Source organism: Paenibacillus pabuli NBRC 13638, from assembly GCF_001514495.1.
GTDB lineage: Bacteria > Bacillota > Bacilli > Paenibacillales > Paenibacillaceae > Paenibacillus > Paenibacillus pabuli.
Genome location: NZ_BCNM01000007.1, coordinates 112,391 through 134,058 on the forward strand (window position 1 = coordinate 112,391; position 21,668 = coordinate 134,058).

The following is a 21,668-nucleotide window of genomic DNA, read 5'->3' on the forward strand; positions in this document are numbered from 1 at the left end:
AATACACGATGAGACAAAACATACAAAACATGACGAAAGGACTGACCCCAATGGCCATTGAAGTATTCAACCGATATGAGAGCAAGTATCTCCTGACGGACATGCAGTACGAGAACTTTTACGCTGAGCTGCTGAAGTATATGGAGCTGGATGCCTATAACAAGAAACATGAGTTTTACTCCATCAGCAACCTGTACTTCGATACGCCCCAGGATTCCCTGATCCGCGCCAGTCTCTCCAAGCCCAAATATAAGGAAAAGCTGCGATTGCGGGCTTACGGAGTACCTGAAGAGAATGCGAAGGTATATCTGGAGATCAAAAAGAAAGTATTCGGCCTGGTGAACAAACGCAGAACAGCGCTGAAGCTGGAGGAAGCCTACGAATTCGTTCGTACCGGACAGGCACCGGAGCTGGCGGATTATATGAACAAACAGGTTGTTGAAGAGATTAAATACTTCCTCCGACTATACGATTTGGAACCCAAAGTGTACTTGGCCTATGAACGCAAAGCGCTGTTTGACAAAAACAGCCGCGACCTGCGCATCACCTTTGACACCAACATCCGGAGCCGCAGAACCGATCTGAAGCTGGAGCAGGGAGATTACGGTGAACCGCTGGTGAAAGACGGACGTTGGCTGATGGAAGTCAAAGCCGAGAAAACCGTTCCGATGTGGCTTTCCCAACTCCTGTCCGAACATGGCCTATATCGCACCGGATTTTCGAAATACGGCAATGAGTATAGGCATCTGGCCCGAACAACGAACCTGAATTACCAAACGGAACGTATACTCGTGCCAGGTACAGACTTCAATCCATCCATAGAACAGGAAAAAACAATCACAGAAAGAGAGCGTGCAGTATATGCTTGATTCCATTTTTAGCTCAGCCCTAACTGACACCACTTTAACTTTTACGAATGCGATTCTAACGATCGGTCTTGCCATCATCATGGGGGTCATCATCAGCCTGACGTACATGAAGACCAATCAGACCACCTATTCACAAAGCTTCACATTAACCATGGTTGTACTTCCGGTCATTGTCGCCATTATCATTCTTCTGATCGGCAGCAACATTGCTCGCGCATTCAGCTTGGCCGGTGCCTTCTCCATCATTCGATTCAGAAGTGCGCCTGGTGACCCGAAGGATATTGCTTACGTCCTGTTCACCATGGCTTCCGGTCTGGCCTGCGGTGTAGGTGCTTTCGGATATGCGGTACTGTTTACCATCATCCTGTGTGTATTGATGTTTGTCCTGAGCCGATTCAACTTCGGAGGGAAGAAAGCCCAGCAAAAAACGCTGAAAGTAACCATTCCGGAAAACTTGAGCTATGAAGAAGCACTGAACGAGGTGTTCCATACATTCAACGTACCTTTTGATCTCAAAAAAATCAGAACAACCGAACTCGGCAGTCTGTACGAGCTAGTCTACAGTGTTACCATTCACGAAAGTGTAAGCCAAAAGGAATTCCTGGATGCGATCCGTACACGAAACGGAAATCTGGATATCTCGTTAACCATGAGTCCAACACCAGAATACTAATTTGAATTCGAAGGGAACGATATAATATGAAAAAGAAAATCATAACTGGCAGTAAATTGTGGTCCATAGCGATGATTACGGCAATGGTTACAGCTTGCAGCGGTCCGGCTGCAACCAGCAGCACTGCAAACGCCGCAGTGTCAACGACAGGAACAACCAAAACAGTAACCGTCAGCGAACAAACCTCAGTCAGATTCGCCGATCTGGTCTCTATGGATGCCGATGATACCAATGTAAGCTGGAGTGCAACAGATTCCACAACGATCAAGCTGAACGGGACGACCGCCTCTATCACAGGTTCGGGTGCAAAAGCAGCCAATGGATCGGTAACGATCTCTGCAGCGGGTACCTATGTTCTTAGTGGCAAGCTTACCGATGGACAGATTGTAGTTAATGTCGCAGATAAGGGCACCGTACATCTCGTATTAAACGGGGCAACGATTCATGATAACGACAGTGCAGCCATTGATATCCAGAAAGCGGGAAAAGCCGTAATTACATTGGAAAAAGGAACAGAAAACGCAGTTTCGGATGGCAAAACTTATGTATATGCCGATGAGACAACAGATGAACCGGATGCAGCTATCTTCAGCAAAGCCAACCTGACGTTCAATGGTTCAGGCAAACTGACAGTAACAGGTAACTACAATGAAGGGATTACGAGCAAAGATGATCTGAAAATCATTAGTGGCACGATTAACGTTAAGTCCGCAGATGACGGCATCAAAGGCAAAGATATGGTCGCGATCCAAGCCGGTACGATTACTGTTGATTCAGAAGGCGATGGCATCAAGTCGACAAACGATACCGACACCGCCAAAGGCTTCGTTGCCATTGCTGGTGGTACGTTTAACATCCAGAGCGGCAGCGACGGTATTCAAGCCGAAACCGCATTGGTGGCAGATGGCGGCACTTATAACATCGTAACCGCAGGGGGTAGCGCCAATGCGCCAGCCAAAGTAGAAGAAGGGCCATTTGGTGGCGGTGGATGGGGTGGCGGTACACCTCCAACCGATATGGGTACACCACCGGATGGAGAACCACCTGCCGATATGCCGGGCAATAACGGAACGAATGCAACTGGTGGAGCACCAACCAGCTCCGCGAATGCAACAGAACCTGCTAATTCCAATGGTTCAGCAACGCCGGATTCTAATTCGGATGCTGATACAGCTACCACGACAACGGAAGAAGAGTCCACAAGTGCCAAAGCACTTAAAGCGGGGAAAGACCTTACCGTCAATGGTGGTACGTATACGATCGATTCCATGGATGATTCCCTGCACAGCAACAACAATGTGATTATCAATGACGGCAAGTTCAGCATTGAATCGGGTGATGACGGCATTCATGCCGATCAGGCGCTTACCATTAACGGCGGAACCATCACGATTGCCAAAAGTTATGAAGGTCTTGAAGGTGCAATCATCACCCTGAACGATGGGAATGTAGATGTGACTGCATCGGATGATGGCGTGAATGCTTCCGGTGATATAACTGCAGCTGACGCTGAAACTGATGCGGATGCAGCAACTACTGCCGATGACAGCACTCAAGCAGATACAACTGCCGTCTCCAACATTTCTGTTACAGAGACGACTGGCACCACATCAACTACGGATCAGTCCAATCAAAGTACAGATGCGAATAGCAACACTCGCCCACAAGGCGGTGCTCCAGGCGGCATGCCGGGTGAATCCGCTGGAAACAGTGAGCTTCATATCAACGGCGGTTCCCTCACTGTAAATGCTGGCGGCGATGGACTGGATTCGAACGGCTCCATCTTCATGACAGACGGAACCGTTATTGTGATCGGTCCTACTGACAATGGTAACGGAGCACTGGATTATGACGGTAACTTCGAGATCAGCGGCGGATATCTCGTTTCAGCCGGCAGCTCCGGTATGGCTCAGGCAACATCGGAAGCCTCGACTCAAAATACCATTGCCATGACGTTCCCTGAAACACAAAAAGCAGGAACACTGGTACATGTGGAAGACAGCGAAGGAAACAACATTCTGACCTTTGCTCCAGCGAAGGATTATCAAACAGTGGTTGTCAGCTCCACGGATCTGAAAAAAGACGGTTCTTATGTGATCTACTCCGGCGGAACTTCGACGGGCAAAGCAGTGGATGGACTCTATACAGACGGAACGTATAGTGGTGGGACCAAAGTGGTTGCCTTCCAATCCACAAGCACTGTAACCTGGGTAAATGAATCCGGTGTAACGACTGCCGCTTCTGGTCGCGGCAGTATGGGTGGTCCTGGCGGCGGTGGCGGTCAAGGTGGATTCGGAGGCGTAAGAAACAGAGCTCAATCCGGTACAACGACCAACACCACAGGGACCACGGATACCTCGAAATAAGTTAAGATTCAGATCATAAAAGCCAATCTAAATAAGCGATTATACAAAACAAGGGGATGTCCCATACGTCATGAAGATGACAGGGGACATCCCTTGATTATCAACCTTTTAAGATGCGGTAGGTTCGTTAGCACTCAAAACGTATATACATATACCTTGGTACGCAGCGTATCCCGGCATGTAATTGTCCGGAGCGGCACTTTTCCCGGCAGTGCAAAGCAGACGCTAATCACCTTCGCTCCCGGTGGCAGCTCCCGATTGAACTTGTCCACGAGCCGGTCCATCGCACCGGGGAACAAATAACAGATCACACAATCTGCATGTTCATAGGAACGGGTATAGATATTGCCCCGGATGAATCGCAGCCGCCCCTCCAGAGAATGCCGCTTTCCCTTCACTCGCCGGAAGCGGACGCTTAGAAAGGCGAGCCATTGTGAGGCCCATAAGGGAATGATTGAATTTTCAATCCCCGTAAGCCGTTTGCCTGGACAATGCCTGACCACAGCTAGTGCCAGCGTACCCCACCCGGAGCCTGCCTCAATGACATCGCCGTAACCGGGAATACGGTTGACCTCCTGAATGACTGTCTGTCTGACAAGGCTAGATGTCGGCATCGGTGAGATTCCATTTTTCCAACTGACCAGCACGATGGATACCACACCTATAAGTGTCACCACAGCAATCAGCCATGGGATACATTGAACGATCAACATAACCTCAACCCTTTGGATTTAATTAAGAGGCAGCATTTGCACTTTTATCATAACAAAAGGAGCCTCCCCAGGTCCAAACGACTTTGGCAGAAGCTCCTTTTGCTATAGTTTTTGGCTTAGATTCAGTCCGGTACATGAGACTTCATGTATACACCCTTTTTGTACACCGACTTGATTGTAAAATGAACCCCCAGCTTGCGATTCGTCCGGTAGATCAGCGAGTTAATCTCGTCAATCCCTACGGACTCACTCTCCAGCATACTTCGCTCCGGCCACACCTGGCCGACAATCTGCTCCCGTGTCACAAAGTGATCCAACTGGCTGTACAGCAGCTTGAACAGCTGGTACTCCTTCTTGGACAGTGGGATCTCCACTTCTCCAATCTGCACGGTTTGCAGGTGATCCTGTAATCGCACGCCCTCGCCAAGCAGATCGGATATCCGATATTCTCTCGTTTCTTCGAGATCCCCTTCTACGCGAAGCTGAATCAAGCCGTTGACCAGCGTCAGGCTGTCCCCCTCGGCAAAAGGATATTTCTCATAGGGAACGAGGCGCTGCCCGTTCAACTCCGTTCCATTTTTGCTATCCAGATCCTCAATCCACAGCTGGTGCTGGACATCATAATGAATGCGGCAATGCCGCTTCGATATCAACTGATTGTAGACAGACAAGTCCAATTCATCTCCACCCGTATAACGCCCCACTGTAATGGTGCGACCCTGGCCGACATAAGCGAAAGAACCGTCACTTTCCTGCCCTGGTGTACGAATGACGATTTTTGCCGTCTCCCGCATGTTATTCTCCCACCTTCAACATATCACTCTATCTCTATGAGCGCTTTCGTTCATAAATAATGATAAATTCATCAGATTTGTTCCATTGTTTGCATCCGTAACAATTTATATAGTGTATACAGGCATCGTTTTATGCTTTTCTCTACTATACCAGACGTTGTGCCTTTTTTCTCATAACGGTCGTATGCATGCTTTAGCCCAATCAACAAGAGAGGTACTTCACTATGAATAAAAAAAGTATTTTCATATATGTGCTGCTTGCCTTCACCCTGTCCATAACATTAAGCGTGTTATCTCGTATGAACGATGATGGCAGCGCGTCGCTAAAAGGCACATCAGCTGCCGAAACCTCGTGGTTACAAATGAAGATTCAGCCTTAATTCTACTCTATTATAACGCGATTACCGCAAAAAACGTTTCATGAATGTCATCTTATGTCGGGCCATCCGCTGCTGAATGAAGATCAGATCATCATTAGGAATCAGAATAAGACTCCCGAACGCTAGAAAGTCAGCGCTCAAGAGCCTCATTTTTAATGCAATTAGGATATAAATACCGGTCAGTTCATTCCATAACGACTTTAGTCAAAGGCGATGTTGCTGCGGAATTAACTGCCTTCAGCGCCGCTTTTTTCTGGTACCCCATTTCCGCCAACCATACACAATGAGAGCTACCGGGCCAGCAATCCATAACAGTTGCCATAACATGATACTCAGGTCTAATCCCATTTCTAGCCCTCCCCACATGAGTGTGAACGCTGCATCGGTCTTCCAGCATCATAGGCTATCTTTATCTTCGTCAGATAAATTCGGTTCATCCTTCTGAAGTAGCTCCTTGGTCTGTATTTCTTCCATCCGGCTCGACACCTTCTGATACAGATAGGAAATCCCGAGCAGCAGTACACCAAAGCTGAAATAGGCAATGATCTTGCTGCCGGATGTGAGCAGTCCCACGTCATAGAACACCATTTTCCCAGTGGAAAACAACGTTAGGCCAAGACCGAGGCGCCGAATCATCACATATTTTCTCCGGAACCCATAGGCAATGTATAGGATCGCAAGCAGCAGATAGATCAGGCTGAACAGCAGCCCCACATCACCCCACTGAAACTGAATGGTCAGGAATACCGTGATGACACCCAGCAGATAGACCCCTGCGATCACCGGATACCACTCAATGCTCTTGAACTGCCCGCGGATTGCCGCGATCAGCAGATCCCTTCCTGCAAAGAACACGCCCACGTTAAAGATAATTAATACAAGCAAGCCTACAATTTCGGCTGCGGTATGCTGCTGAACATCCGACTGAAGCGCTGGCATGGACAGCGTAACCGCCAGTGCGATACAACAGCCTACGGCATGCAGGAAGGTGATATAATACTGCACGATCCGGTCACGCAGCAGCTTCACTTTGCCCAATCCGTAGGCCAAAGCGATGGTTAGTGCAGCAAACATCAACCACTTGTAGAACAGGTATAACAAGAAAGAGTCATCAACGGCTTTCATATACAATTCATTCGACTCATACAGTCCGTATAACCACAGATTGGCGAGTGCGACATACTTGAATGCATTCAAAAAACCGAGCTCTGTCAAGCTGTAATGGTATTTCTCCCTGGATATAGAGTCCTTGCGAGTGCGATCCAAGGCGTAATATAACGTAATAAGCAGCGCGCCGAGCGTGATGCAGGTGTATTTTAGCATGAAGTACGTCCGTTCACCCATCATATACATGGCCAGCACATCATAATAGACGAAGATGAACATGCACAGAAGCACGATTCCCCAACCTGCACGCTCCACCAACTTGAACCGCTTCAGATGACCAAGTGTAACCAGGAGAACCCCTTCGATCAGCCAGCCCATGGACAGCCATTTTGCACCAAATTGGAACGGTATAATCAGAATGGCAAAGGTCAGGGAAGTCACGTAGAACAATAGAAGAGTCTGCTTTTCCTGAGGCATCCTCCGCTGGACAAACCGGGCGAGCCCGAAATAGACCAGAGCGAAAATTAAAGCAAGCAAGCCCTGTGCGTCATTCCATCCCTCTGCATCGAACAATACATACAACATCAGGCAGCTGATGCTCGTATTCATGGCCAGCAGTGCGAAGTCCCACCAGGTTAACTTCATCCGGTGTTTGAATGGATACGCCAGTGTAATGCCGAGATATAATGCAAACGTCACCATGGAGTAAAGCATGCCGATCTTCTCACTTGGCGAGAGCCATAACAGGATGAGCATCGACGGTGTATTGAACAGAAAACTGATATAATGCACAATCGGCCACCGTTTGCCAAATGAAATGAATACAATAATTCCGTTCAGCAGTAACAGATAGATCATCGCAACATATACCGCCGAACCTTCAAGCCCGAAGTAAATCAGGTAGGAAATGAACGGCAGATACCCTCCGACCAATCCGAGCGAGCAGATCGTTTTGGACTGATACCTTAAGGACAGGAGCACGGATATCGCCGACACCAATACCGACAGGCCAAGCCCCGTGTATAACCCGATAATATGCAGCAGAAAGTAACTGTAGAAGATGGAGCCAAACAAAACGGAAATGCCGCCGCCCAGCAGGCCCATCGCAAATGTCTGCCTTTTGCGGCGAAACAGATATTCCCCTCCGGCAAGCATCAGTGCACCGAGCAGGAAAAAAGCCCCGCCTTTCATCTCATCGTTGAACCAAGTAGCGTATGAGTACCGAAATGCCGCACCAACGCCAAGAATAATAAGCAGGATGGCGACCTTGTTAATCCAGCTCAGGCCAATCTTCATCTCCATCCGGTTCTGGCGAATACGCCGCTGTATGGTTTCTTCACTCAGGCCTTCCTCCGCCATATGCTCGTATCCTTGCTGCATCTGTCCGCGCAGTGCCTCTTCCCTTTCCCACAGGATCTGTCTATGTGCCTCTATTCGTTCCTGGACCTCAGCAGCCAAATAAGCAATTCGTTCCTTGATCTCATTGGCATCATCCTGAAGCTCCTCTGAAGCCCTGTTGAATATGGCATTCAAATTCACTTTGGCACGATGTTCATGCGCCGCGAGCCGATCATTATGTACACTCGTCTTTCCACGAAAATATGTCTCCATCTTCTCCTGAGATACGCGAATTAGATTCAATTTCTCATCCAGCATCTGTTCGGACAGAGCCATGCGAAGACGGGCATTCTCTTCTTCCATTTTGCGTGAGCGTACTTCAAGCTGTTGCAGCTTGAGTTGATGTGCTTCATATTGCGCTCGCAGCTGTTCATTCTGCACAATTAGATCATCGGATTGATACTCCTGGAGCAGCGCATTGTATTCCTTTACCAGCTGCTTCTGCTGTTCCTGGACCTGGTGAAGCCGTTCCTTGAACTCTTTCATGAGCTTCCTCCGTTGGTTGATGTTGAACTACCTTCCTATATTTTACTATATGTATGCTTTAAAATGGGGTTTAAGGAATGGAATCATTTCAACCGTTCTCTACCAGGTTGGAAGTCACTACGCGATTTATACAAGATACTCACATACAAAAAGCCCGGGAAGCGTCTGCTTCCCGGGCTCTAACTCATTGGTATAGTCATTCTGCACATGTACAACTTCCGGTAATCATATGAGCCTCAGATGCTTACGCAGGATCTTTCGTATCCGCCGTCTCCGGCTCCATAATCTCTGTAGCATCCGGGTCCAGCCAATTGGTGATCATGCCCCGCACATATTGCAGATCATCCTCCGACAGATCATAGTACCATGTTCCGCTGCGCGTTGCACCCTCACCCTTCAGCATGTAATTGCTGATGGCTGGCGTGGTGTCTTTCATATATAGAGACTCGGCAAACTTCACGATGAAATCCGAGTTCATGTTGGTTGTAAAATTCGATCCTGCAATCTGAATCACGTCCGGGATCTTGGTCAGATTTTTGACCTCCAGCGCACGATTCATGAAGGCACTGAGGAAAATCCGGTGACGCATCGTCCGGTTAAAATCGGAATCTTCCCGGTAACGCACATAGCCCAGTGCTTCTTCACCGCTGTAGATCGGTTTGTTCGCTTCCACAAACAGCTTCTCATGGATTTTCATTTTATTCTCAATATTCTTCTTGATTGGCAGCTCCACACCACCAACCGCATCAACAATATCCTTGAGTCCGTTAAAATTAATGGCAGCGTAGAAATCTACTTTGTTCCCCAGCAGCTTCTCTACCGTATCCATCGCCATCTTGGCTTCGCCGTGGGCATAGGCTGAATTAATCTTGGATTTCACATCCCGGCCGACAATTTCGGTATAGGAGTCACGTGGAATCGAGAGCAGCAGCACTTTATTTTCTTCCGGACGAACGACAGAATAGATGATCGTATCTGAACGGCTTGGTTCGTTATCCCGTTGGTCAATCCCCAGCAGCAACAGTGAGAATGGGTCGGTATGTTCCACGACAGGAGCATCCTTGTCGCCGACTGGCTTGAAAGATTCATCGAGCGTTTCCTTTACAGTTTCCGAAGCAAACAGGTTAAATGCAAACACGACGAGTTGCTTTTGATAGATAAATCCGAGTCCTCCCAGCACAATCAAAGTACTCAGGATGATCATCAAAGGTTTCTTCCATCTCTTCTTCGGTTTCTTGGGCTTCCGTCTGGTTAAATGTACGGCACTGTTCTCCATCATATCTCCTTTAATAACGGTCTTAGAATCATTTAACTATATTAATAACACGTTTTCAATAGATTACGTTATAATCTGCTATACAACAAATGACACTAAAGGAGCGATAAACGATGGAATATCGACGTTTGGGCAACAGCGGTCTGCGTGTGTCAGCGCTCGGACTGGGTACCAATGCATTCGGTAAACGAGCGGATGAAGCGGCTTCCACCCGCATTATTCATGCCGCACTGGATCAGGGAATCAACTTTGTGGATACCGCCAACATCTATGCCGGAACAGAATCGGAGCGGATTATCGGACAAGCCCTGAGAGGCAGACGGGAAAACGCTGTGCTTGCGACCAAAGCCGGACTCCCCCGGCATGAGGGTCCTCATGGGCGCGGTTCCTCCCGCTATCATTTGCAGCAAGAGCTTGAGCATAGCCTGCGGCGTCTGCAAACGGACTATGTGGATCTGTATCAGATCCACACCTTTGATCCGCACACACCGCTGGATGAGACGCTGCGCACTTTGGACGATATGGTTACTTCCGGCAAAGTCCGTTATATCGGGGCCTCCAACTATGCGGCCTGGGAGCTGATGAAAGCTCTAGGCACCAGCGACTTAAAAGGATATGTACGTTATATCTCGACCCAAACCAGCTATTCGCTGGCAGATCGCACAACCGAGCTTGAACTCGTACCGATGTGTCTCGACCAGGGCGTCGGCATCATTCCGTATTTCCCGCTGGCTGGCGGCATTCTAACCGGAAAGTACACGGGCGAAGCAGGCATACCATCCGGTTCCAGGGCAGATACCGATCCATCCTTCAACCGATTCCTGCTTGAGCGTAACATTAACTTAGGTGTACAAGTGAGCCAAAAAGCAGCCGAATTCGGCTGCTCCCCAAGTGTACTTTCACTCGCCTGGCTGCTGGCACAACCTGCCGTTTCAACCGTAATTGTCGGCGCTACCCGTCCCGAACAGCTGGAGCATAATCTCGCAAGTCTGGACATGAAACTAACCAATGACATGATCGCCGAGCTGGATCAACTTAGCAGTTCGTTCCGTCATGGTGAGCCATTTGCCACGTACCGTTTAGATTAATACAATCCCAAACAAGCCTCCCTACGTAAAAGTCTGAGGGAGGCTTGTTTGGGATTTTTTTGTTTGTTGGTTGATTTATATTCTTTTATATTTTCATTTTGAATGCCGCATTCACATCCACATATTATAATTAGTCCCAATTCCACTACATTCTGTAGTTTAATCGGATATAGAAAAAAATCGCTATGACTTAACGATCTGATTTATGTTTGATAAATGTCTGCATGATTTCCATGTATTCTTCCTTCCGATCACTTAGAAGGTCGAAAAATACATTGTCTGCTGCCTCAGCCAATTCGATCCCCTCAAGTGCCAATCGCGTTCCTTCCGGCGTGGTTGTAATAATGTTAGCACGCGTATCGGTCAGATGACGATTACGGACAATCAGCCCTCTTTTTTCAAGAGTACGAAGCACCTGGGAAGTCACGTTAACATCCACGTTGGCGAATTGGGCAAGTTGGACTTGGGTTACCCCTTTCCCCTCTTGATCGTGTTCATTCAGCCACACACAGGCATGTAATAAAACAAACTGGGGTTGTGTCAATCCGAGGGGCTCCAGCACCCTGCGCATTTCCTTTTGCCACATCGTTGTAACCTGCCATAACAGGTAACCTGGACTGTCTTGTGCGTTTTTATATCGTGAGATTTCCATAATATACCTCCATCGTTGATACCTTGGGCTTAATCTAAATAACGTTTGTTGAAGCGAATCCGTTTCAACGTTGTACATTTTAGAGGGAATACTTAGCGCGAAGGAATAAATTGTTTCACCCATTGTCCAAATCCCTGCGGATTACGACTCTGGATCAGGACCACTCCCTCACCCCGGAATCGGCATACCAGTCCTTCTCCACTGGTCACGCTGGATAACCACCCTTGTGATGCCTTCTCAATGCGATAGTCCATATAATTGGGCCATGCCACCAGATGGGCATTATCCACGATTACTTCTTCACCCGCAGCCAGATGGATCGCATGGATTGCACCGTAGGAGGACAAGAACACGGTTCCTCGCCCGCTGATTTCTATAATAAAGAAACCCTCTCCCGAGAAGAGGCCTTTCTTCAGGTTTTGCATTTTGGTATTTACCTGAATGCCTTCGGTTCCAGCCAGAAATCCATCTTTCTGTACGTAGAGCGAATAGGAGCCATCCAATTCAATGGCCTCAACATCTCCCATGGTGGATGGCGAGAGCAAAATTTCCGCAGCTCCTCCAGCAGCCGTCAATTCCTGAAAGAAGAATTTTTCGCCACTGATCATTCGTCCGAATCCGGCAAACATGCCACCCTCCGCAGATCCCTTCAGATCAACGGTTGGCGTCATGGATACCATAGCCCCGCTTTCTGCCTTGAACCGTTCTCCCCGTTGCAAGTGAACCTTGAGCATTGCAAATGCACCATCATATAAAATTTCATAGTTCATGGCTTCATCAGCTCCTTGTTTACAGAGTTAAAATCATTTAGTCCATTATCCTCCAACACCGTGGATTTGTCTCCGTATTCCTTGATAATATGCTGATCTCCCCAGTTGCACAGTGCATTCAGGATCGGTTCCAGACTCCGGCCATAATCGCTCAGTTCATACTCGACTTTGGGAGGTACCTGGTTATAAACGATACGATTCACAATCCCGTCATTTTCAAGCTCTCTCAGCTGCTGAGTCAACATCTTCTGCGTAATTGCGGGCATAATACGCTTGAGATCACTGGTACGTTTTTTGCCATGTGTCAGATGACACAGAATAACGCATTTCCACTTGCCTCCTATGACTTCAAGCGTCGCTTCAACTGATATATTATATTTCTTTCGAATCATGCTGAATGTCCTCCCCTTATATTCAAATGACCTAAGAAGAATGCTATATAGGCACCAAAAAGTACGTAGGGTACTAAAAAGTACGTACTATTCATTTTATATTGAATAATTCATAATAGCATTTGCCGGTACGTAAATCTACATTCTGGGGAGTTGAGCAAAAAATGATTCAAGATTCAAAACGCAGTACGTGGGCACTGCTGGCGTTGGCAATCAGTGCGTTTGCCATCGGCACCACTGAATTTATCAGCGTTGGACTGCTGCCCCTCATTGCAGATGACCTGGGCATTTCCGTAACGACAGCGGGACTGACCGTTACTTTATATGCATTAGGCGTAACCTTCGGGGCACCGATCCTGACCTCATTGACGTCAACAGTGTCACGGAAGACGCTGCTGCTTGCCATCATGGTTGTTTTTATCGCTGGCAACACCATGGCGGCGCTCTCAAGCGGAATTACCATGCTGCTCATTGCGCGAATCGTCTCCGCTCTGGCACACGGGGTATTCATGTCCATTGGTTCCACCATTGCGGCAGACTTGGTACCTGCAAACCGCCGGGCAAGCGCCATTGCCATCATGTTCTCCGGCTTGACCATTGCGACGGTGACTGGAGTGCCTCTGGGTACACTCATCGGTCAAAACTGGGGCTGGCGCGCAGCTTTCATTCTGATCGTGGTCGTAGGTGTGCTTGCTTTCATCGGCAACATGCTTCTGGTGCCATCCACCTTGCAGCGCGGTACACGGACGGCATTCCGAGAACAGCTGAAGCTGGTAACGGGCGGGCGGCTGCTGTTGGCTTTTGTCATTACTGCTGTTGGATATGGGGGTACGTTCGTCGTATTCACTTACCTGTCTCCACTATTGCATGATATCAGCGGTTATTCCGAGAAAACAGTCGCGGGAATTCTGCTGCTGTACGGAATTGCCATTGCCATCGGTAATATTATCGGAGGAAGAGCGGCTAACCGTAATCCGCTCCGAGCGCTCTTCTATATGTTTATCATTCAGACCGTTATTCTGGGCATACTTTATTTCACAGTTCCATTCAAGCTGGCCGCATTAATTACCATTCTCGGCATGGGTCTGCTTGCGTTCATGAACGTGCCAGGGCTTCAGATGTACGTCGTGACGCTTGCGGAACGTTTCGCACCGCAGGCCAAAGACGTCGCCTCTGCCTTTAACATCGCGGCCTTTAATGCAGGTATTGCCATAGGCGCATACTTGGGTGGTATAATTACCGACTCGATTGGTCTGATTCATACCACATGGGTTGGTGCTATTATGGTTCTGGCTGCCGTTCTCCTGACCGGTTGGGCAAGAGTACTCGAACGTAGAGACCCCTATTCTCCATCAGAGACGGAGACAGATTCAGTCAGAACAGCAGGCTAATATGCGGGCAAGACTGAAAAGCAATACAAATATAATGGATACCAAATTTGAGGAGGATTTCACATGACAGCACAACATTTACAATCTACAGTTACATTGAATAACGGCGTTCATATGCCTTGGTTCGGACTTGGCGTATTTAAGGTAGAAGAAGGAGCCGAACTCATCGAGGCCGTTAAACAGGCGATTGCTCACGGGTACCGCAGTATTGATACAGCCGCTATATATGGCAACGAATCCGGAGTAGGTCAAGCGATCGCTGAGGCTTTGACAGAAAATAATCTGAAACGTGAAGATCTGTTCATTACATCCAAAGTGTGGAACGCAGATCTCGGATATGAAGAGACGCTTGCGGCATATGAGACAACGCTGAACAAACTTGGACTGGAATACCTGGACCTGTATTTGATTCACTGGCCAAAAGCAGGCAAGTACAAAGGCGCATGGAAAGCGATGGAAGAGCTGTACAAAGCAGGCCGCATTAAAGCCATTGGCGTAAGTAACTTCCAGATTCATCACCTTGAAGATCTGATGCAGGATGCCGAAGTGAAACCAGTGATCAATCAGGTGGAGTACCACCCTCGTCTGACTCAGGCCCCGCTTAAAGCATTCTGTGAGAAAAACGGAATTCAATTGGAAGCTTGGTCCCCGCTGATGCAGGGTCAACTTCTGGACAACCCGGTCCTGACCGAGATTGCCACTGCGAAAGGTAAATCGGTAGCACAAATCATCCTCCGCTGGGACTTGCAGAACGGTGTTATCACGATTCCGAAGTCTACCAAGGAGAAACGTATCGTCGAGAACTCTTCCATCTTCGACTTCGAATTGACCAATGATGAGATGGAGCGTATTAGCGCGCTGAACGAAGATGTTCGCGTAGGACCTGACCCGGACAACTTTGATTTCTAATTGAAGTTTCCACATGATTCAGGGTTGATTTACAGCAAAAATAAGTAGGGCAAAACCTCCAACTCTCATTATGTACGAGAGTTGGAGGTTTTTTGACGTGACGTGGATCAGAACAATGACAACTTCATCTTCCCCATCTGCATCTAAATCAACGACCGATACTTGAGGATAAAAGGAGGGATTTGTTACATTGCCCCATTTGAAGGTTTTCGTTTCACCATTTATTACGATCTGCTGAATCTTAGCTGCCTCGCTTTCCAAATCCTTAAGGTTAACGTCAGTAAATTATATCCATTGTAGCGAATGATGTTAGTTCTCGTATCCCTTAGGTTCGATGGGCTTGTAACGATTATCAGCAATTATGTTTATGTTAATATAGAGACAGTCGCCCCATTCACTACCTCGGCTGCGAGCGGGTATGCCGCGCCAGGGGCAAGTGGAGCAAACAAGCTGCGCTTCTTATGAACACGATGACGCAGAGGAGGAGAGTTGCAATGTATCGCATATGGATTGTGGAGGACGATCCGAATTTGGCTTCGCTTTTACAGGCTTGTCTGGAAAAGTACAACTTAACAGCGCAGTATGCGGACGATTTTGAAGATATAATGGCGCAGTTTCAACATTACGAGCCCCATCTTGTACTGCTGGATGTCAATCTGCCGAGTTACGACGGGTATTACTGGTGCCGGCAGATCCGCAAAGTGTCCACCTGTCCGATCATCTTCATCAGCGCCCGATCAGGCGATATGGATCAGGTAATGGCGCTGGAGTACGGAGCTGATGACTATATGACTAAGCCGTTTCACCATGAGTTGGTCATTGCCAAGGTGCGCAGCCAGTTGCGGCGGGTGTACGGCGAATATGCGGGGGATGCGCGGGAAAAAATGGTCGAGCGAGGCGGGCTCGCCCTCTATCCGGATCGGCTGGAGCTGAAGTGGCAGGGCGCGACTGTCGCATTGGCGCGCAAGGAGGCGGATCTGCTGGACCTGCTGCTTCTGCGCTACCCGCTGGTCGTTACCCGCGAAGCGCTGCTGGATAGGCTGTGGGACGACCAGCAGTTCGTGGACGAGAACACACTGAACGTGAACATCGCGCGTGTCCGCAAGAAAATTCAGGAGATCGCAGTTGCGGGTAGCATCGAGACGGTGCGCGGGTCCGGATACAAGCTAGTGCTGGAAACGGACGAATTGGGTGAATCCAAATGAAGCTGCTGATTCGCGAGCATTGGCCCCTATTTGTCATGCATCTTGTTCAGCTGACGCTGGTTGTGGCGGTCTACTGGCTTGACGGCTATCGCAACGTGTACACCGCCCTCTATTCGATATTTCTTGGCATGGTCACCCTGCTAGCTTATACCGGATGGCGCTATATCAGCCATCGCAAGATGTACGATCGGCTTGCGGAGCCGCTAAACGAGCTGGATAAGTCGGCGGCTGGTTCCGGCAGCAGTGCCCCCATCGCGCAGGCAGTCGACCAACTGCTACAGGCGCAGTATGCACTGTACATGACTCGTATCATGGAGATGGAGCGGCGCCGCCGTGAGCATTCGACATTCATTACCCAATGGGTCCACCAGATGAAAACGCCGCTTTCGGTTATCCACCTGCTGACCGAAAACGAGAGCGACCGGCGGCAGGTCGACATCCGCGACGAAGCAGACCGAATCCAGTGGGGGCTAGAGACAGTGCTGCACGCGACCCGTCTGGAGACGTTTGAGGAAGATTTCCAAGCGGCGCATGTGCCACTTAAGCGTGTTGTGCGAAAAACGGTCAATGAACACAAGCGGCTGTTCATTGTCAATAATCTATACCCTCAAGTTCAGATAGACGACGAACTGACGGTGCCGACCGACGAGAAGTGGATCGGGTTCGTGTTGACCCAATTGCTGTCGAACGCGATCAAATACTCTGCTGGCTGCGGCCGGACCGTCGCCATTCGCGCCTGGCGGCAAGGCGCGAAGACAGTGCTGGAGGTGGCAGACGAAGGCATCGGCATTCCTCTAGCCGACTTAAAGCGGGTGACTCGGCCGTTCTACACTGGTGAGAGCGGCCGCAAGTTCAGGGAGTCGACGGGAATGGGGCTGCATCTGGCGCAAGAAGTTTGCAACCGGCTGGGCCACGAGCTGGAGATCGATTCTACCGTTGACGTTGGCACCCGGGTGCGGGTTTATTTCCTGACTGCGGTCAAGCTTACATCGATGTAAGCTAAATGTAATCTTCGTCGATTGGTTGCTCGACGAGCCCACCGTATACTTGAGGTGGAGAACAAGAAATCACCGGCTGCATGAAGGAGCGAGGATATGGAACTTCTGCGAACAACTCATCTGGGCAAGATTTACAGCGGCCAGGTCGTGCACCGGGCACTCGGCGATATATCGTTCAGCGTCGAGAAGGGCGAGTTTGTCGGCATTATGGGGCCATCGGGCAGCGGCAAGACGACGCTACTACAGTTGATCGCGACGATCGACAATCCGACTTCCGGTGAAGTGCTCATCGACGGCCAGAACCCACACCAATTGGGCCACAACGCGCTCGCCCGGTTCCGCCGACAACAGCTTGGATTTATTTTTCAAGACTACAATCTGCTTAACACACTGACAATTTTAGAAAATATCGTGCTGCCGCTGACGCTGGAAGGTGAGAAGGTGCGCACGATGGAGGAGAAGGCGCATAGAATCGCTGACAGGCTTGGGATCGCCTCCATTCTGAACAAATGGCCCTATGAAGTATCCGGCGGACAGGCGCAGAGGACGGCCATCGCCCGGGCGATCATTCACGAGCCGAAGCTGCTGCTGGCTGATGAACCGACAGGTAACCTCGACTCCAAATCATCTCGGGACGTTATGGAAACGCTGACGGCGATCAACCGGGCGGACGGGGCGACGATGCTGCTTGTCACGCATGACGCGCTGGCGGCCAGCTACTGTCACCGCGTGCTGTTCATCAAGGACGGTGAACTGTACAACGAGATTCACCGCGGGGACAGCCAGCAGGCGTTCTTCCAAAAAATCATCGATGTGCTGTCGCTGCTTGGAGGGAATGCGCATGACCTTTCGACAATTCGCGTTTAATAACGTCATGCGCAACAAACGCCTGTACATAGCGTATTTTCTCAGCAGCGCATTTGCGGTGATGGTGTTTTTCGTCTATGGCGTTTTCGCCTTTCATCCGGGACTGGCAACGAGAGAAATCGGCAGTCCGGTAACGATCGGATTACTAGTGGCGCAGATGCTCATCTACCTATTCTCATTCTTCTTTGTCCTTTATTCGATGAGCGCTTTTATCAAGTCGCGCAGCCGAGAGTTCGGATTGCTGGTCATGTTCGGCATCACCAATATGCAGCTCCGGAGGCTCGTATTTATCGAAAATATTGTGATTGGCTTCGGCGCCACGCTGACTGGCGTCGCGTCCGGGCTGGTGCTATCCAAGATATTGTTGCTTGCGGCGGAGTCGCTGATTGGGATGGAGGAAGATCTCCCCTTCTACATGCCGTACCGAGCGCTCGGTCTGACCTTTGCCGCGTTCATGCTGCTTTTTCTGGGCATCTCGCTTTTTACGGTGCTGTTCTTTCGCGGCAACAAGCTGATCGACCTGCTCAAAGGATCCACCAAGCCCCGGCCTGAGCCCCGCGCTTCCATCTGGCTGTCACTCGCGTCGCTCGCACTGATCGGTTGTGGATATGGTGTGTCGCTGGTCGTCAAAGGCTTGATGGTCGTGTATGCATTGCTGCCAGTGACAGCGGCGGTCGTCGTCGGGACGTACTTTTTGTTCACTCAATTGAGCGTATATACGATCCGCGGCTTGAAGCACAACCGGAGGCTATTCTGGCGACGAACGAACTTGTTGTTTTTCAACGATCTTGCTTATCGGATGAAGGACAATGCCCGCACTTTTTTCCTTGTGACGATCCTGTCGACTGTCTCTTTCTCAGCAATCGGTGCCCTAGTCGGGTTCAAGACGATCCTTACTGAGTCGATTGAAAAACCGTTCGCCTTTGAATATATCTCGTATGCGGGGAACTCTCCGGAACAGGCCGCCTCAGCGGTTGATGTGATCGAACATAAACTTTTCGTGGAGGGAATTCCCTTCAAGAAGCTGCAGGCCGAGCTGCGCTCTTACAAACGAGCCGAGAGCAACGAAACGGTGATGATCGTCAGCGAGTCAATGTACAACACATTTGCCGTTGTCGCCGGGGATCAGAAGTTGAAACTAGGGGCGAACGAAGCGGCTATCGTCCAGTACAACTCAATAGACGGAAGAGGCGAATCCTTCGACGAGCAGGAGCTGGCAGTGGAAGGCGGCGGGAAACCACTGTTGATCACACAGAGCGCCTCCTTCTTAATGTCGGAGTACATGTCGAAGTACAACAAGTACTATGTCTTGAATGATGACCGCTACGAGCAGCTGCCGGAGCCGCAATCGTCCGAGGGCTACTATGTGTTCGCGGTCAGTGACTGGGAGGCGACAGAAGCAGTCGGCCAGCAGCTGGAAGGTGAGATTGGCCATTCCAAGAATGATAGCTTCTTCTCACTGGCGTTCCACATCAAGCAGTTGCTTCAGAGCTATAGCGCAGTGATGTTCGTTGGGTTGTTCATTGGCGTGGTGTTCTTTGTGGCGTCCGGCAGCTTCCTCTATTTCCGACTGTACACGGATCTGGATGATGACAAGGCGAAGTACGCTTCAATCATGAAGCTCGGGCTGACCAGCCGTGAGCTGTCGAAGATCGTCACTCGCCAGATGGCTATTCTGTTCTTCCTGCCGATTGCCATCGCGCTCATTCACGGTGCAGTGGCACTGACGGCACTGCAGGGCATGTTCAATTTTTCGCTCATCAAAGAGTCGATAATCGTGTTGAGTGCATTCGCGATCATTCAAATCGTGTACTTCCTGGTTATCCGCAGCGGCTATTTGCGGCAGCTTCGGTCCGGTGGAACCGGATAATCTCGTATTAAAGAACGGTTACAAGGGGACGATTTGTACGACCTGTTCGTGCAAAGAGACAGAAGAGTATAGCAGATTGCTGATAGAGGACGTCCTGTAAACGTATTATCGTAATGCTGATGTTCCTGTTTTTCGGGATTACGTCATGGTGCGTCATCTAACAGCTAAGAATCGGCATTATGTTGGGTGAAGTTAGCTGTTTCTATTGTCGGCCCCGACGATGTTTATTACAAACATGTGCAAAAAACTAACTGCGTGTAAACCATTATTTTTACAGTTGTGTTTAAGATGGCGAATATAGTGTCGGCAAACTATGACTATAAAGCGATTTTTCCATGGTCAGTCGTGCATTTGATTGTGGAGTTCCTGCATACCCTTCGTTCTATTCCTATGTGTCGCTTTATGCTGCTGCTGTTAGGACTAGTGGCAACAATAGCCTACTTCGAAAAAAATGGATAATCACTGAGGTAGGCTGGTTGGAGTTCTCCATTGTAAGTCGGAAATTCAGATGGAGGTAGGATTTTGTTTCAATGGGATATTGATATGTTTCGGACGATTAACGATCTGGGCAAACAGTTTGCTTTTCTGAATCCCGCTGCTGTCTTTGTGGCGGAATATATGCTGTATGTACTCGCGCTAGCAATGCTTGTTTATTGGTTCACCCGCAGCAGCCGGAATCGGATGATGGTTATCCAGGCAGGGCTTGCTTTTGTTCTGGCAGAGATCATCGGTAAATTGGCAGGCAAGTTTTATGAGCATTATCAGCCGTTCGCGGTATTGCCAAATGTCAACAAACTCCTAAACCACGATATAGATAATTCTTTTCCGAGCGATCATACGATTTTGTTTTTTTCCATCTCTGTCTCCTTCTGGCTTGTCCGGAGAAAGGGAGGGTGGCTCTGGCTGGCGCTTGCTTGCTGTGGTGCTGTCTCCCGCGTTTGGGTTGGAGTTCATTATCCAGTGGATATCGCAGTGGGAGCGTTGATTAGCATCATTTCAGCTTTGTTCATCTATTGGTTGGCACCAAAGCTTGGGATTATCAGGCGGTTTCTGGCTTTATATGAAAAAGTGGAACAGCGCGTATTACCTGTCCACCGTAAGTCTGGTAGTATGTAAATTCCCGCCAGTACCAGGTTTGTTACGATATGTCGAAACAATTGCTATGTATCTGGCTTAAACAAAAATGCACAAAACGTACACTGTGTAATTAAATCCAGTAAACTCACCGATTTCCGTACACTAAGGAGCGCAGCACAAAGCCAATTATGTTGTATTTCTTCTTGTTATTCAGGCCGAACCAACTAAGGAGAAATAAGCAGATATTATCTTTAGTGGTCTGTAGCAGGTACGATAGCACAATAAAAAGCGGTAGCAGGTCTAGAATTTCTTGGTTCCTAGATCGGCTACTGCTTTTTTAACGAGTCTGTAATAAGTGGATTTATGATTTTGATCCCTATATTTTGC

At 49.0% G+C, this 21,668-nt stretch carries 21 protein-coding genes; 12 read left to right on the forward strand and 9 right to left on the reverse strand.

Features of this window, described 5'->3' with window-relative positions; all coding sequences use genetic code 11:
* Positions 1-50 precede the first annotated feature (50 nt).
* From PPA03S_RS11635 to PPA03S_RS11645, 3 genes are read left to right on the forward strand one after another with little or no spacing between them, the layout of a single operon-like run.
* Positions 51-869, forward strand: a complete 819-nt coding sequence (locus PPA03S_RS11635) for a polyphosphate polymerase domain-containing protein (protein WP_062323204.1) — start codon at positions 51-53, stop codon at positions 867-869.
* On the forward strand, positions 862-1,542 hold the full coding sequence (locus tag PPA03S_RS11640; protein WP_062322957.1) for a DUF4956 domain-containing protein: 681 nt from the start codon (positions 862-864) through the stop codon (positions 1,540-1,542). The genes PPA03S_RS11635 and PPA03S_RS11640 overlap by 8 nt, the downstream gene beginning before the upstream one ends.
* Before the next feature lie 26 nt (positions 1,543-1,568).
* Positions 1,569-3,908 carry a carbohydrate-binding domain-containing protein gene (locus PPA03S_RS11645; protein ID WP_062322959.1) on the forward strand — a complete coding sequence of 780 codons (2,340 nt, stop codon included), beginning with the start codon at positions 1,569-1,571 and terminating at the stop codon, positions 3,906-3,908.
* 134 nt (positions 3,909-4,042) lie between these two features.
* Here PPA03S_RS11645 and PPA03S_RS11650 read toward each other — a convergent pair whose 3' ends face one another.
* A complete protein-coding gene (locus tag PPA03S_RS11650; protein WP_062322961.1) occupies positions 4,043-4,621 on the reverse strand; it encodes a class I SAM-dependent methyltransferase in 579 nt (192 codons plus the stop codon).
* Between the two features lie 122 nt (positions 4,622-4,743).
* Positions 4,744-5,415: an FHA domain-containing protein gene (locus PPA03S_RS11655; protein WP_062322963.1), complete on the reverse strand. Its 672-nt coding sequence runs from the start codon at positions 5,413-5,415 to the stop codon at positions 4,744-4,746.
* Between the two features lie 224 nt (positions 5,416-5,639).
* On the opposite strand from PPA03S_RS11655, the gene PPA03S_RS32810 reads away from it, so the two are divergent.
* On the forward strand, positions 5,640-5,795 hold the full coding sequence (locus tag PPA03S_RS32810) for a hypothetical protein (protein ID WP_157284102.1): 156 nt from the start codon (positions 5,640-5,642) through the stop codon (positions 5,793-5,795).
* 184 nt (positions 5,796-5,979) lie between these two features.
* Here PPA03S_RS32810 and PPA03S_RS33665 read toward each other — a convergent pair whose 3' ends face one another.
* The 3 genes from PPA03S_RS33665 to PPA03S_RS11665 form a co-directional block, all read right to left on the reverse strand.
* Positions 5,980-6,117 carry a hypothetical protein gene (locus PPA03S_RS33665; RefSeq protein ID WP_217998934.1) on the reverse strand — a complete coding sequence of 46 codons (138 nt, stop codon included), beginning with the start codon at positions 6,115-6,117 and terminating at the stop codon, positions 5,980-5,982.
* A 74-nt stretch (positions 6,118-6,191) separates the two neighbouring features.
* On the reverse strand, positions 6,192-8,786 hold the full coding sequence (locus PPA03S_RS11660) for a DUF2339 domain-containing protein (RefSeq protein WP_062322965.1): 2,595 nt from the start codon (positions 8,784-8,786) through the stop codon (positions 6,192-6,194).
* 244 nt (positions 8,787-9,030) lie between these two features.
* Positions 9,031-10,065 carry an LCP family protein gene (locus PPA03S_RS11665; protein WP_326099486.1) on the reverse strand — a complete coding sequence of 345 codons (1,035 nt, stop codon included), beginning with the start codon at positions 10,063-10,065 and terminating at the stop codon, positions 9,031-9,033.
* A gap of 110 nt (positions 10,066-10,175) precedes the next feature.
* On the opposite strand from PPA03S_RS11665, the gene PPA03S_RS11670 reads away from it, so the two are divergent.
* Positions 10,176-11,150: an aldo/keto reductase gene (locus tag PPA03S_RS11670; RefSeq protein WP_062322969.1), complete on the forward strand. Its 975-nt coding sequence runs from the start codon at positions 10,176-10,178 to the stop codon at positions 11,148-11,150.
* Between the two features lie 190 nt (positions 11,151-11,340).
* Here PPA03S_RS11670 and PPA03S_RS11675 read toward each other — a convergent pair whose 3' ends face one another.
* The 3 genes from PPA03S_RS11675 to PPA03S_RS11685 form a co-directional block, all read right to left on the reverse strand.
* Positions 11,341-11,802, reverse strand: a complete 462-nt coding sequence (locus PPA03S_RS11675) for a MarR family winged helix-turn-helix transcriptional regulator (RefSeq protein ID WP_062322971.1) — start codon at positions 11,800-11,802, stop codon at positions 11,341-11,343.
* Between the two features lie 92 nt (positions 11,803-11,894).
* A complete protein-coding gene (locus PPA03S_RS11680; RefSeq protein WP_062322973.1) occupies positions 11,895-12,572 on the reverse strand; it encodes a TIGR00266 family protein in 678 nt (225 codons plus the stop codon).
* Positions 12,569-12,964, reverse strand: a complete 396-nt coding sequence (locus PPA03S_RS11685; protein WP_062322974.1) for a winged helix-turn-helix transcriptional regulator — start codon at positions 12,962-12,964, stop codon at positions 12,569-12,571. Before PPA03S_RS11685 ends, PPA03S_RS11680 begins: the two co-directional genes overlap by 4 nt.
* A 164-nt stretch (positions 12,965-13,128) precedes the next feature.
* On the opposite strand from PPA03S_RS11685, the gene PPA03S_RS11690 reads away from it, so the two are divergent.
* Positions 13,129-14,355 carry an MFS transporter gene (locus tag PPA03S_RS11690; RefSeq protein WP_062322976.1) on the forward strand — a complete coding sequence of 409 codons (1,227 nt, stop codon included), beginning with the start codon at positions 13,129-13,131 and terminating at the stop codon, positions 14,353-14,355.
* Positions 14,356-14,418: 63 nt separating this feature from the next.
* Positions 14,419-15,264: an aldo/keto reductase gene (locus PPA03S_RS11695; protein ID WP_062322978.1), complete on the forward strand. Its 846-nt coding sequence runs from the start codon at positions 14,419-14,421 to the stop codon at positions 15,262-15,264.
* A gap of 18 nt (positions 15,265-15,282) precedes the next feature.
* Here PPA03S_RS11695 and PPA03S_RS33275 read toward each other — a convergent pair whose 3' ends face one another.
* The gene (locus PPA03S_RS33275) at positions 15,283-15,525 is read right to left on the reverse strand and encodes a hypothetical protein (RefSeq protein WP_062322980.1); all 243 of its coding nucleotides are present in this window, start codon (positions 15,523-15,525) and stop codon (positions 15,283-15,285) included.
* A 233-nt stretch (positions 15,526-15,758) separates the two neighbouring features.
* Here PPA03S_RS33275 and PPA03S_RS11705 point away from each other — a divergent pair, with 233 nt between their 5' ends.
* From PPA03S_RS11705 to PPA03S_RS11725, 5 genes are all read left to right on the forward strand, one after another.
* A complete protein-coding gene (locus PPA03S_RS11705) occupies positions 15,759-16,469 on the forward strand; it encodes a response regulator transcription factor (protein ID WP_062322982.1) in 711 nt (236 codons plus the stop codon).
* Positions 16,466-17,467, forward strand: a complete 1,002-nt coding sequence (locus PPA03S_RS11710) for a sensor histidine kinase (RefSeq protein ID WP_062322983.1) — start codon at positions 16,466-16,468, stop codon at positions 17,465-17,467. Before PPA03S_RS11705 ends, PPA03S_RS11710 begins: the two co-directional genes overlap by 4 nt.
* A 96-nt stretch (positions 17,468-17,563) precedes the next feature.
* Positions 17,564-18,334, forward strand: coding sequence for an ABC transporter ATP-binding protein (locus PPA03S_RS11715; RefSeq protein ID WP_062322985.1), 771 nt, complete (start codon positions 17,564-17,566; stop codon positions 18,332-18,334).
* On the forward strand, positions 18,309-20,204 hold the full coding sequence (locus PPA03S_RS11720) for an FtsX-like permease family protein (RefSeq protein ID WP_062322987.1): 1,896 nt from the start codon (positions 18,309-18,311) through the stop codon (positions 20,202-20,204). The genes PPA03S_RS11715 and PPA03S_RS11720 overlap by 26 nt, the downstream gene beginning before the upstream one ends.
* A 543-nt stretch (positions 20,205-20,747) precedes the next feature.
* Positions 20,748-21,320, forward strand: a complete 573-nt coding sequence (locus PPA03S_RS11725; protein WP_062323206.1) for an undecaprenyl-diphosphatase — start codon at positions 20,748-20,750, stop codon at positions 21,318-21,320.
* Positions 21,321-21,668: the final 348 nt, after the last annotated feature.